This is a genomic window from Butyricimonas hominis (assembly GCF_014287455.1).
Classification (GTDB): Bacteria; Bacteroidota; Bacteroidia; order Bacteroidales; family Marinifilaceae; genus Butyricimonas; species Butyricimonas muris.
In genome coordinates this window covers 521,284-534,805 of the sequence record NZ_JACOOH010000003.1, presented here as the reverse complement: position 1 = coordinate 534,805, position 13,522 = coordinate 521,284, and the positions used below count along the sequence as shown (strand labels likewise).

Below are 13,522 nucleotides of genomic sequence, written 5' to 3'. Positions count from 1 at the left end.
TGTGCGGGCTTGCGCTTTGGACGTTGTGGTGAGATTTATAATCTGAAATCTTAAATTTTAAATCAAAAATTGATAACTTGGAATTAAAATTGAATAACCCGATCGTGTTCTTTGATTTGGAAACGACGGGTATTAATATCGCGAAGGACAGGATCGTGGAGATTTCTGTTCTGAAAGTGATGCCGAACGGGAAAGAGGAGCAGAAGACGGTACGCGTGAACCCGGGGATGCACATTCCGGAACAGGCTTCAGCTATTCACGGGATATATGACGAGGACGTGAAGGATTGCCCGACATTTAAGGAGATTGCCAAGGATTTGGCTCGCTTTATCGAGGGGTGTGATTTGGGTGGATACAATTCAAATCGTTTTGATATTCCTTTGTTGGCGGAGGAGTTCTTGCGTGTGGACGTGGATTTCGATATGCGGAAACGCAAGTTCGTTGACGTGCAGACAATTTTCCACAAGATGGAACAGCGTACGTTGAGTGCGGCATACCGTTTCTATTGCGATAAAAATTTGGACGACGCGCATACGGCTGCCGCCGATACGACAGCTACTTACGAGGTGTTGAAAGCCCAGTTGGACCGGTATCAGGACACGTTGGAGAATGATATCGCTTTCTTGAGTAAGTTTTCGACGCAGAATAACACGGCGGATTTTGCCGGGTTTATCGTGTATAACGAGGATGGGGTAGAGGTCTTTAATTTCGGTAAAAATAAAGGCGTACCCGTGGTTCAAGTCTTGAAAGAGCAACCCGGTTATTTCGCGTGGATGCTGAACGGGGAGTTTCCGTTGTACACGAAAAAGATTCTGACGGAGATTCGGTTGAGGACGGCGGGGTTGGTGAAGTAATGTCCATATAATTATTAGTATAAAAAAGAAGGCTATTTTTATAGTCTTCTTTTTTTTGGGGCAGGGCTATTTTTATTGTATTTGCGGTTCTCGTGAAATAGTCGTGTTGCTTGATGAACCTTGTCCGCTTTTTTCCGTATATGTGTCAGGTAAAGTGATTAATAGGTGGGGTTAGATTGTGGGGTTGGGGATTTTGGCATAATCCTTGCTGTATAGCCTATTGTTGGAATGATTTATAATTAAATAGTCAATGGATTTATGAGATTTACATGGATGGTTTGCATGATACCTGCTTTTTTGTGGGCGGGGTGTAAAGGGAAAAAGGAGACGTATCAGGATATTGTTCGTCCCGTGAGAGTTGTGAACGTGGAGTCGTTGGGGGCGATTAATAAGTTGTACACGGGAGTGGTGGAAGCCGAGGAATATAGTAATCTGGCATTTAAGTTATCGGGGCCGCTGGTGGCAATGAACGTGGACGAGGGGCAGAAGGTGAAGAAAGGACAAGTGATTGCCGCGGTAGACCCGTTGGATTACAAGTTGCAATACGAGGCGAATAAGGCGGCTTATTTGACGGCAAAATCCCAGTTGGAGCGGAACAAGAGGTTGTTGTCCATGCAGGCTATTTCCAAGCAGGAATACGAGATCGCGGAAGCGAATTATATAAAAGGGAAGTCCGCTTACGAGACTTCTGCCAATACATTAGAGGATACCAAATTGCGGGCTCCTTTTGACGGGTTCGTGGAGAAGAAGTTCGTGGAGAATTACCAGAAAGTGATGCCCGGCGAGTCGATTATCAAGCTGGTGAACCCGAATAAGTTGGCAGTAGGTTTTACATTGCCGGAAACGAGTGTCGATTTGACTCGCACGCCGATGACGGTAACCGTGGAGTTTGACACGTACAAGGGGATTTGGTTCAAGGCGAAGGTGAAGGAATTTATAGACGCTTCTCCCGACGGGACGGGTATTCCCGTGAAACTGGTGATTGATGACAGTCGTTTTTCTCGTGACATTCATAATATTTATCCCGGTTTCTCTTGCAAGGTGAACTTGAAGATCGAAACGGCGGAGGGCGATGGTTATATCGTGCCGATGAGTGCGTTGTTCAAGAATCCGACGACGAACGCGACTTCCGTGTGGGTGTATGATCCTAAAACCGAAACGGTGAAGAGCAAGACGGTTGAGATCGGACAATTGTTCGGGAGTGACAAGATAATGGTACAGAAGGGACTCGCGAACGAGGATATTATTGTCGTTGCCGGGGTGAATTATATCACGGAAGGACAGAAAGTAAAGCTGTTAAAATAAAGGGAAGTTATGAATATAGCAAGATATTCGCTGGATAACACGAAAGTGATTTATTTCTTTTTGGCTATTTTGTTGGTCGGGGGAGTGCTTTCCTTTGATTTGTTGGGCAAGAAGGAAGATTCGCCTTTCGTGATAAAGACGGCAGTTATTATAACGAAATACCCGGGGGCGACGCCTGCCGAGGTGGAACAATTAATCACGGAGCCTATCGAGCGGGAAATACAGTCGATGCGGCGGGTGAAGAAGATTAAATCGGATTCTTATTACGGGATGTCGAAGATTCAGATTGAATTGAATCCGGCAACCCCACCGGACGAGATGCCGCAGATGTGGGACGAGTTGCGGCGCAAGGTGTTGAATATTCAACCGGCTTTGCCGCAAGGGGCATCGACGATCAGCGTTTCGGACGATTTCGGTGACGTGTTTGGTATTTATTACGGGTTGACTGCCGCGGAAGGATTTTCTTATCACGATTTGAGGGAGTGGGGGCAGAAGTTGAAAACTCAACTGGTGTCGGTTGACGGGGTGCAGAAAGTCGCCTTGTACGGGGAGCAGACGGAAGTGGTAAACGTGTATATCACGATGTCGAAGTTGGCGAACTCGGGAGTGGATCTGAACTCGTTGATGCAGACGATCAAGTCGCAAAATTCATTGATAAACACGGGCGAGAAGCGCGCGGGAAATCTGGAATTGAAGATATTGGCGGACGGGACGTACAAGACATTGGATGATATCCGCAACCAGTTGATTGTGACACAAACGGGACAACAGGTGCGGTTGGGGGATATTACCACGATCGAGAAGGGATATCTCGATCCGCCGGGTAGCCTTATGCGGGTTAATGGAAAGCGGGCTATCGGGATTGGTGTTTCGACTGATCCGGAGCGGGATGTGGTGAAGACGGGGGATAAGGTGAAAGAACGTTTGAGCCAGTTGGAAGAGTTGATGCCCGTGGGAATAGAACTGGTGACGCTTTACCCGGAAAACGAGATCGCGCGGGAGGCGAATAACGGGTTCCTGTTGAATCTGGTGGAATCTGTCGTGATCGTGATTTTTATTATTTTGTTGGTGATGGGGTCCCGTGCCGGATTGTTGATCGGTTCCTCGTTGATCTTTTCTATCGGGGGCACGATGCTGATCATGCAGTTTATGGGTGTCGGGTTGAACCGGACGTCGTTGGCGGCATTTATTATCGCGATGGGTATGTTGGTGGACAACGCTATCGTGGTGACGGATAATGCCCAGATACTAATCAAGAAAGGGATGCGACGGCGGGACGCGTTGATACGGGGGGCTACTGTCCCGCAATGGGGATTGTTGGGTGCCACGTTGATTGCCATATTTTCATTCTTGCCTTTGTATTTGGCTCCTTCTTCGGTGGCGGAGATGGTGAAGCCGTTGTTTATCGTGTTGGCGATATCCCTGTCCTTGAGTTGGATTCTGGCATTGACGCAGACGACGGTTTTCGGTAATTTTATTTTGAAAGAAAATTCCGGGGGCGAGGGGAAAGACCCGTATGACACGAAGTTTTATAACAGGTTCGTGTCCGTGTTGCGGGGCTTGATTCGTTACAAGGTGGTGACGATCGTGTCGGTTGTCTGTTTGTTTCTGGCTTCGATGTATATCATGGGGGTGATGCCGCAGAATTTCTTCCCGAGTATGGATAAACCTTATTTCCGCGCGGATTGTTTCCTGCCGGAAGGTTTCAGTATCCGGGAGTCCGAGAAGATGATGTCGGATATCGAATCTTACTTGATGAAGCAGGAGGAAGTGACGAATGTTTCCGTGACGATCGGGGGGTCGCCGTTGCGGTATTATCTGGCAAGTACTTCTTTCGGTCCGAAAGCGAATTTCGGCAACTTGTTGATCGAGGTGGAGAAAAAAGAGCAATCCCCGGTGGTTGAAGCGCGGTTGAATACTTACGTGCGGGAGAATTACCCGGATATGCTGATCCGTTCCTCGTTGTTCAAGTTGTCGCCGGCGGTGGAAGCGGCTATCGAGATAGGGTTTATCGGGGAGAATATAGATACACTGGCAGCATTGACGGAGCGGGCAATGGGCATGATGCGGGAATGTGACATGGTGACGGATGTACGCGGTAGCTGGGGAAATAAAGTGCCCGTGTGGGAGCCTGCCTATTCGCAGGAACGGGGACAACGTTTGGGTATTACCCGTCAATCCGTGGCTTATGCTTTGAAAATAGCGACGAACGGGTTGGCTCTCGGTGATTTCCGCGAGAAGGATTTGTTTATGCCTATCCTGTTGAAAGAGGACGGGTTCGATAGCAAGAATCTGGATAACATGAAGACCTTGCCCGTGTTTGCCACGCGGGGGTTCACGGTCCCTTTGGCACAAGTCGTGGATAGTTTTGCCTATAATTATCATTATAACGTGATTAAACGGTACAATCGCGACCGGGTGATGATGGCACAATGTGATCCGAAACGGGGAGCTAATGCGAAAGCCGCTTCCGCACAGGTATGGGATAAGGTGAAGAAGATGGATTTGCCGGAAGGGTACACGATGAAGATATTCGGGGAGGACGAGAGTCAGGCGGAATCCAACGAGGCGTTGGCAGCCAATATGCCGTTGACGTTTATACTGATGTTTATCGTGTTGCTGTTGCTTTTCAGGACTTACCGGAAACCGACGATTATTTTGTTGATGGTGCCGTTGATTTTTATCGGTGTCGTGTTCGGGCTTCTGGTGATGGGCAAGATGTTTGACTTCTTCGCTTTGCTGGGAGTGTTGGGATTGGTCGGAATGAATATCAAGAACGCGATTGTGCTGGTCGATCAGATCGGTATAGAGCAGGAGAACGGGTTGGCTCCGCTGGATGCGGTATTGCAAGCCACGAAGTCGAGAATCGTTCCGGTGGCAATGGCATCGGGGACAACGATATTGGGTATGTTGCCTTTGTTGTTTGACGCGATGTTCGGGGGAATGGCGGCTTGTATCATGGGCGGTTTGCTCGTGGCGAGTTTGTTGACGATTGTCGTTCTTCCGGTGACGTATTGTTTGATATTTAGAATTAAAGCCGATTAATTTTAGATTTGATGATTTTAGATTTTAGATTTTAGATTGATGAAAAAGATGCTTTTAATAATAGGGGTTTTGCTGGTATTGGCGGGTGCGGTGACGGGACAGACGTTGACCGTGGAGCAATACCGGGCGAAGGTGTTGGAGTATAATCAGGATATAAAACAGGCGAAGGAGGCGGTGAATGCTGCCATGTTTGCCTTGAAAGGGATTAAGACGGGATTCTTTCCCAAGTTGCAGGTCGGGGGAAATTATTCGTACCAGATCGAAGACGTGGAGTTTATGCAGGGGGTGAATATGAAGCACGATAATTACACGGCGGAGGCTACGCTCTCGCAAAATGTGTATGCCGGAAGTGCGGTTCGGAAGCAGAAGGACGCGGCGGTTTTGCAGGAAGCGATAGCTCGTTTGGGCGAGGATTTGACCACGGATAATATTGTCTATGCTGCCGACGTGAATTACTGGACGGTGGCGGCGAACGAGAGCCAGTTTTATATAGCCCAAGAATTTGTATTGATAGTGAACGAGTTGGACGGTATCGTGCAGAAGCGTTTTGACGAGGGGGCAATCAGTAAGACGGACTTGTTGATGGTGAAAACCCGTTTGAAAGAAGCCGAATTGCAATTGTCCACGGCGACGATGAATTACCGGATGGCGATGCAATCTTTGAAAATCATGATGGGTACGCCGTTGGAGGAAAACGTGGTGCTTGTGGATTCTATCCAGAAGCCCGTGATTGTGCCTGCCTTACAACCGTTGGATGTCGCTTTGCAGCGTCGGGCGGATTATCAGATCGCGACACAGAATCTGACTTTGGCACAGCAGCAGACGAAAATCATTCGTTCAAAATATTTACCTCAGTTTGCCGTGGGGCTGAAAGAATCGTGGGGAACCCCCTTGATTAACGTGGACGGGAAAGAGAAATTCGCGACAACGGCTTTTGCCAAATTGAGTATGCCTGTCTTTAATTGGGGTGAAAAGCGTCAATATGTTCGTCAAAATAAAGCCATGGAAACGAGCAAGGAATTGGAGATAAGTAAGATGCAGGATCAGGTGAAGCAGGAGTTGGCTAACGCATGGGTGAAGCTCAACGAAACGTGGAAACGAGTGGAAATTGCCAATTCCACGCTGGAAATAGCCAAGGAGAATCTGAAATTGAACACGTTCAGTTATAACGAGGGGAAATTGCCGATATTGGATGTACTTTCTTCTCAAGCCACGTGGTTGCAGGCGTACACGAGTGTGGTCGCGGCAAATTACCAGTATAAGGTGGCTTACGCGGAGTACGTGAAGATATTGGGAGGGTATTGATTTATGATTTACGATTTACGATTTTGGATTTTAGATTTATGATTTGGTGATTCGGGGATTATTGATTTTGCGGACTTAAGGAATTGGGGCGTGTTTTGGCACGCCTCGATTCGTTTTGTAAAAATGTATAATAAGCGGGTAAATTTTCAAGCTTTTACGGGTATTTCTTCCAATAAATTGTATTTTTGCAGACTAATGGATATTAGTATTTAAAAGATTAGAGCGATATGACGATAGAGAAGATGCTTACTCAGCAAGTGCTGGAAGCCGTAAAGGCTTGTTACGGGGTTGAATTAACAGAAAAGGACGTTCAATTGCAGGAAACCCGCAAGGAGTTTGCCGGAGATTTGACGGTTGTTGTTTTTCCGTTTACCCGATATTCCAGAAAGTCGCCGGAAGAGACGGCGAAAGAGTTGGGAGAGTATTTGAAACAAAATATTGAAGAGGTGGAAACCTACAACGTGATTAAGGGATTCTTGAACGTGGTGATTTCCGCCGCTTATTGGATTGAGGTGTTGAACGAGGTGGCACGGGAAGAGAAGTACGGGTACGCAAAAGAACCGAGCGGGAAAACGTACATGATCGAGTATTCTTCACCGAACACGAACAAGCCGTTGCATCTCGGGCATATCCGTAATAATTTCTTAGGTTGGTCGGTATCGGAGATACAGAAAGCGAACGGACATCATGTGATTATGGTGAATCTGGTGAACGACCGCGGTATCCATATCTGCAAGAGTATGATCGCTTGGGAGAAGTTTGCTAATGGTGCTACCCCGGAAAGCACGGGAACGAAAGGCGACCATTTCGTGGGGGATTATTACGTGCGTTTTGATAAAGAATATAAAGCCCAGACGAAGGAGTTGATGGAGAAGGGCATGACGGAGGAAGAGGCAAAGAAGCAAGCCCCGATATTGCTGGAAGCGCAGGAGATGTTGCGTAAATGGGAAGCCGGGGACGAGAAAACGGTTGCCTTGTGGCGGAAGATGAATGACTGGGTGCTGAAAGGATTCGAGGAAACTTACAAGATGATGGGTATCACGTTCGATAAGGTGTATTTTGAATCGGAGACCTACAAGAAAGGGCGTGATCTCGTGTTGAAAGGGCTTGCCGACGGCGTGCTTTACCGGAAGGACACGGGTAGCGTGTGGGCGGACTTGACGGGTGACGGGTTGGACCATAAACTGTTGTTGCGTGACGACGGGACTTCCGTGTACATGACTCAAGATATCGGTACGGCTTACGACCGCTTCAACGAGTTTAACATGGACCAAGAGATATACGTGGTGGGTAACGAGCAGAACTATCATTTTCAAGTGTTATCGTTGGTTTGCAAGAAACTCGGTTTCGATTGGGCGGATAAGATTAAGCATCTCTCTTACGGTATGGTGGAACTGCCGGAAGGTAAGATGAAATCACGAGAGGGAACGGTGGTGGATGCCGATGACCTGATTGCCGAAATGATTCACACGGCACGGACGACTTCCGAGGAACTGGGAAAATTGGACGGCTACTCGGAAGAGGAGGCGGAAGACGTGTACCGTAAAGTGGCTCTCGGGGCGTTGAAATATTTTATCTTGAAAGTAGACCCGAAAAAGACCATGATGTTTAACCCGAAGGAATCTATCGATTTTAACGGGAACACGGGACCTTTTATCCAATATACTTATACGCGTATCCGGTCGGTATTGCGCAAGGCGGAGGAAGCCGGAATACAAATCGTGCCGGGTGATATACATACCGGGTTGACGGAGAAGGAACAGAACTTGATTCGGTTTATCGCCAAGTTGCCCGCCGTGGTGAAAGAGGCGGGAGATAATTACAGTCCGGCTTTGCTTGGAAATTACGCTTACGATTTGGCGAAAGAATTTAATCAGTTCTACCACGATTATTCTATACTGAAAGAAGAGAACGAGCAGGTGCGGAACTTGCGTTTGTTGTTGGCTCAGCAGTGTAGCGTGGCTATCCGTAGCGCGATGGGAATGTTGGGGATTGAGATGCCGGAGAGGATGTAGACGGATTTTAGATTTACGATTTATGATTTAAGATTTACGATTTAAGATAATGGAGAAAATTGAGCCTAAAGATATAAACGAGAATGTAATCCGGTTAATCGGGGACGAGTGGATGCTGGTAACGGCAGGTGACCGGGAGAAGTTCAATATGATGACGGCGAGTTGGGGAAGCATGGGCTTTCTTTGGAATAAACCGGTGGTGATGGTGTTCGTGCGACCGCAGCGGTACACGTTCGAGTTCACGGAGAAACGCGATACATTCACGTTGTCGTTCTTTGACGAGAGGTATCGTCGGGCATTGAACGTGTGCGGTTCTGTTTCCGGTCGGGACACTGATAAGGTGAAGGAAAGCGGGTTGACACCTTATTTCACGGAAGCGGGGAATCCTGCTTTCGAGGAAGCATCTCTCGTGCTGGAGTGCCGGAAGTTGTATGCCGATTTCTTGAAGGAAGAGGCTTTCACGGAACGGAAGATCGCGGATGCCCAATACGGGCAAAAGGATTTCCACAAGATGTACGTGGCTGAAATTATTAATGCTTGGGTGAGGAAATAACGAATGGATTTATGTACATATCATAGTCATTGCACCTTTTGTGACGGTAAGGCTCCGGCGGAAGAGTTCGTGAAAGCGGCTATCGAAGCCGGGTTTCATAGTTATGGGGTATCTTCACATTCCCCGCTTCCGTTCGATACCCGGTGGTCGTTGAGTAAAGGAGATGTTGAGGCGTATTTGCAGGAAATGGAACGCTTGAAGAAACAATATGCCGGGCACATCGAATTGTACGTGGGGTTGGAGATTGATTACCTGAATGACGGCTGGGGACCCGCGAATGATTATTTCCAGCGGATGCCATTGGATTACCGTATCGGTTCCGTGCATTTGGTGACGAATGGGGAAACCGGTGAGATGATGGATATGGACGGTAGTTTCGATGATTTCCGGGAGAATTTCCGGAACGTCTATCACGATGACCTGAAACATCTCGTGCGGGATTATTTTCGTTCTTCAGCCCGTATGGTTGAACTGGGAGGTTTTGATTTCGTGGCGCACTTGGATAAGATTTCTATGAACGGTTCGTTGGTGGAGCCGATGCTCACGGAACAGGCGTGGTATAATGAATTGTTGAGGGAGTATTTGCAACTGATAGCCGAGAAAGGCGTTATGGTGGAAGTGAACACGAAAGCGTACACGAAAAAAGGATTGATGTTCCCGAATGTAAAATATTTCAAGTGGTTGAAGGAGTTGAATATTCCCGTGATGGTAAATTCGGATGCCCATTTGCCGCAATTGGTGAATGATAACCGGGAATTGGCATTCCGCTTGTTGCGGGATGCGGGAGTAAAGAGTACCATGCGCCTGCATCGCGGGGTATGGGAGGAAGTACCTATGTCGGAAATTAAAAATTGAAAGATGAATAAATGTCTGGTCATTTTAGGTTGTTTTTTGACCTTTGTGTTGTGTGGTTGTTCCGGGGAAGTAGAGGACGATTTGATAGATGTGTTGGCTAACGAGAAGCAAGCCATTCATGATTACCTGAATCAGCACGCAACCGGGGAGGTGCTGGCAATCCCTTATTACAGTCGTAAAGGGATGTTGATAGATTCTATTTTTATTTTTAATCATAACAGTAGCGGTGACGTGGCTAAGGATTCCGGATGGGTGGTGATGGATTATGACATGTATGATTTGAATGATAAGATATGGGATACCACGAATCCGGAAAAATGGAGTGAAGAGTTTACGCCGGGATATGCTTACGGCGGACCTGTGCTGCATCGGGTGGATACGGCGAGATATAATTTTTTAGGGGAGGCATTTCGGCATATCGGAGTGGGTGATGCCGGGGGTGAGGTGATTATCCCGTCGGTCTTGGGTGCGGTAGACGGGAGAACTTTGCGTTACAAGTTGACTTCTTATAATGTTTTCGATGATATCGCGGAGCATGAAAAAGAGTTGATGGATGCTTATATGGCTCCGTTTTCATCCGCCGACACTTTGCATGTTCTCCCGGGAGAGGTAAAATCGGATACGATTACCTATATTATATTTCTGGAAAGAGAGGGGGATACCCGGAAGTTGCAAACCGGGGATTCGGTTCTGCTGAATATGGTTTATGGGATACTGGATGAAAAAGGATTAAGTACTCGGACATTTAGGGCAATAAGGGAGGATACAACAAAGATATTGTTTAATGAACGGTGGCAAAGAGATATTCCCTCCGGGTTGACTAAAGGGTTGCAGCGATTGCAGCAAGGTGATTCGGCTCATATTCTTATCCCTTACGGGATGGCATACGGGGCAGCCGGGAGAACGCAGAGCGCACAAGGTGGTGGGAAGTATTATTTGGAACCTCCTTATTGTACATTGTGGTGTTGGGTAAGGGTAAAGGAGATATTCCCGCAAAATCAAGAAGAGTAGTATTTTTATAACAGCTAAATAAAAACGGAAAATGAAAAGAAATTATTGGATGATGATGCTTTGCTTGTTAGCAGGCGGTATTGCAGGTTGCTCGGATGATGACAATGGGCCGAGTTGGAAAGAGCTTTTTGATAAGGAGCAAGCCCTTATAAGGGAATTTATGAAAGATAAGAGTCCGAAGGATTCTGTTGTGTTTGATGTGGAATACAAGAAGAAAAAGTTTCAGGATGTAGCTTATGTGTTTAATTACAGTACGGATAATAGCAAGAAGAAACCTAAAGATGGGCAATTTATTCTTGTGAATTATACGGACAGAGCTCTAAATAAAGTGATTTTAGATGATACCAGATTATCGACTGTTGGAGGAGAAAAAATTGAATATCCCAAATATCCGACGGGAGGACCCGTTTACGAGCAGGTTATATCGGATGAGGAAGTTTATTCCCGCTTTTTCAAATATTTCTCGGAGGGAACTTCTGGCTCTATCATTTTGTCGAGTTTGCTTAGTGCTTCTTCGACTTACTTGTATCGTGAGTATAAGGTAGAGAAAATTATTGAGGGAAGTTTGTTGGATTATGAATACGAATTGATGGACGAATTCTTAAAGGCGAAAGGTTTTGATAGAAAGAATTCGATTGAAGTTCCTTCGAAAATGCTAAACGATACGGTTACTAGAATTGTAAAATTCGAAGAAATATCTAGTGCTTCTATTTTGCCCACGGACAGTGTTACCGTGCATTGTAATGGGTATATATTGGATGAATTCAGCGATAATTTTAACGAGGATAAACTTCGTGCAGTCCTGAAAATGGACGAGGAGAAGAAAGAAACATGGAAAGTTTCTGATTTGATAGAAGGATTGAAAGTCGGTTTGACTGAAATGAATGTAGGAGAGAAAGCGTATATTCTTATACCTTCCGGCAGGGCATACGGGAAAGGAATTTTAAACTATTACTATCAATATGTCATGCCGCCTTATGCAACTCTCGTGTACGAGATTGAAATTTTTAATAGAAAACCTAATGCCAAGTAGCGATTAGTTTATGAATATTTGTCTGGAAAGCACCTTGGAGCTTGCCGTGGCTTGGGCGAGAGAAGTGGGGGAAGTGCAACGTTCTAATTTCAGGAGTGGGCATTTGGATATAGAGACGAAATCGACCATACATGATGTGGTGACGAAAGTGGATAAGCTGAGTGAATCCATGTTGTTGGAGCGTATCGGGAAGCATTTCCCGGATCATAGTGTATTGGGAGAGGAGAGCGGTGAGCATGACTTGCATAGTGATTATCTGTGGGTGGTCGATCCTTTGGACGGAACGAATAATTATAGCCAAGGACTGCCCGTGTACACTGTTTCTATCGGCTTGCAATACAAGGGTGAAACGGTATTAGGTGTCGTTTATACTCCTTATACGGATGAGTTGTACACGGCTGTTCGGGGTAAAGGTGCTTTTCTGAATGGTAAACAGATTCATGTAGCTACTAAGACGGATTTGAATCAGAGTGTGTTAGCTACCGGGTTCCCGTATGATAAAGGGATAAATCCCGTTAATAATATTGATAATTTGAGCCGTATATTGCCGCATTTGCGAGGTATCCGGCGTATGGGTTCTGCCGCTTACGACCTTTGTAACGTGGCTGCCGGATTCTTGGACGGTTACTGGGAGCTCGGTCTGAAACTTTGGGATGTATGTGCCGGGGTTCTGATCGTACAGGAAGCCGGAGGAGTGGTAGAGCATTTCCGATATGATCGGGGAATAGCGATTATGACAGCGAATCCCAAGCTATTGGAAAAGATAGAAGATTATATACGATGAATGGGCTGTATAGCCCATTTTTCGTATCCAGATTTTATGATACAATTATCTCAAGCGATTTAATTTTTTCCCGGATAAGATAGAAAGTCTTTTTTTATTGTATAACTTTGCAACAAAGGAGTATTCTTTTATGGGAATAGATGTAACGCAAATCTTACATGGGGTGAATGATAAGAACGAGAAAGCATGGAAAAGTGTTTTCACGTATTATTATGCCGCGTTATGTTCTTATGCGGATCGAATTATTCGGGATGCTGTTGTGGCGGAGGATTTGGTGCAGGAGGTTTTGATGAATGTCTGGAAAAGTGAGCGTAAATTCCCTCAAGTAAATGATCTTACCTATTATCTTTATCGGTCGACTTACAATCAGGCAATGATGCATTTGCGCCGGGAGAAATTCCAAGAACGTTACGTGCAACAGGTCTTGCAGGAAGAAAGCGATTTCACGGATGAAGAATTTGCGGAAACGGTTCGGGAAGAGCTGGTACGGCAGCTTTATTTTTATATAGATGAACTTCCCGAGGAAAGAAGAAAAATAATCTTATTGAGTATAAAAGGATATTCCGGCAATCAAATTGCCGAAGAATTGGGTATTTCCATTAACACTATAAAGACTCAAAAGAATCGTGGGTTCAAGTATTTACGGGAGAAGATGAAAGATTCCGCTCATTTGTTCTGGTTGACCGTATTCCTTTCTTGATAAAGAAATCATTTTTTTGAAAAATAATTCTCGTTTTTGTCACACCAAATGAAATGTCGTGC

11 protein-coding genes are annotated in these 13,522 nt (G+C 46.0%); all 11 read left to right on the top strand.

Annotated elements, in window-relative coordinates; translation table 11 throughout:
* The first annotated feature begins 77 nt into the window (after nt 1-77).
* Nucleotides 78-854: a 3'-5' exonuclease gene (locus H8S64_RS09030; protein WP_099293093.1), complete on the top strand. Its 777-nt coding sequence runs from the start codon at nt 78-80 to the stop codon at nt 852-854.
* 258 nt (nt 855-1,112) lie between these two features.
* Nucleotides 1,113-2,159 (top strand): efflux RND transporter periplasmic adaptor subunit, encoded by a 1,047-nt coding sequence (locus tag H8S64_RS09025; protein WP_255469486.1) that lies wholly within the window; start codon nt 1,113-1,115, stop codon nt 2,157-2,159.
* A 9-nt stretch (nt 2,160-2,168) separates the two neighbouring features.
* Nucleotides 2,169-5,204 carry an efflux RND transporter permease subunit gene (locus H8S64_RS09020; protein ID WP_186975795.1) on the top strand — a complete coding sequence of 1,012 codons (3,036 nt, stop codon included), beginning with the start codon at nt 2,169-2,171 and terminating at the stop codon, nt 5,202-5,204.
* A gap of 48 nt (nt 5,205-5,252) precedes the next feature.
* Entirely contained in the window at nt 5,253-6,509 is a 1,257-nt protein-coding gene (locus H8S64_RS09015; RefSeq protein ID WP_255469485.1) for a TolC family protein, read from the top strand.
* 227 nt (nt 6,510-6,736) lie between these two features.
* Nucleotides 6,737-8,524, top strand: coding sequence for an arginine--tRNA ligase (gene argS / locus H8S64_RS09010; protein WP_099293089.1), 1,788 nt, complete (start codon nt 6,737-6,739; stop codon nt 8,522-8,524).
* A gap of 49 nt (nt 8,525-8,573) precedes the next feature.
* Nucleotides 8,574-9,077, top strand: a complete 504-nt coding sequence (locus tag H8S64_RS09005) for a flavin reductase family protein (protein WP_099293087.1) — start codon at nt 8,574-8,576, stop codon at nt 9,075-9,077.
* 3 nt (nt 9,078-9,080) lie between these two features.
* The gene (locus H8S64_RS09000; protein ID WP_186975793.1) at nt 9,081-9,932 is read left to right on the top strand and encodes a histidinol-phosphatase; all 852 of its coding nucleotides are present in this window, start codon (nt 9,081-9,083) and stop codon (nt 9,930-9,932) included.
* Nucleotides 9,933-9,935: 3 nt separating this feature from the next.
* Nucleotides 9,936-10,943 carry an FKBP-type peptidyl-prolyl cis-trans isomerase gene (locus H8S64_RS08995; protein ID WP_099293083.1) on the top strand — a complete coding sequence of 336 codons (1,008 nt, stop codon included), beginning with the start codon at nt 9,936-9,938 and terminating at the stop codon, nt 10,941-10,943.
* Between the two features lie 31 nt (nt 10,944-10,974).
* Nucleotides 10,975-11,976: an FKBP-type peptidyl-prolyl cis-trans isomerase gene (locus tag H8S64_RS08990; RefSeq protein ID WP_186975792.1), complete on the top strand. Its 1,002-nt coding sequence runs from the start codon at nt 10,975-10,977 to the stop codon at nt 11,974-11,976.
* Nucleotides 11,977-11,986: 10 nt separating this feature from the next.
* Nucleotides 11,987-12,760, top strand: coding sequence for an inositol monophosphatase family protein (locus tag H8S64_RS08985; protein ID WP_186975791.1), 774 nt, complete (start codon nt 11,987-11,989; stop codon nt 12,758-12,760).
* A 130-nt stretch (nt 12,761-12,890) separates the two neighbouring features.
* Nucleotides 12,891-13,460 (top strand): RNA polymerase sigma factor, encoded by a 570-nt coding sequence (locus tag H8S64_RS08980; protein WP_186975790.1) that lies wholly within the window; start codon nt 12,891-12,893, stop codon nt 13,458-13,460.
* Nucleotides 13,461-13,522 lie beyond the last annotated feature (62 nt).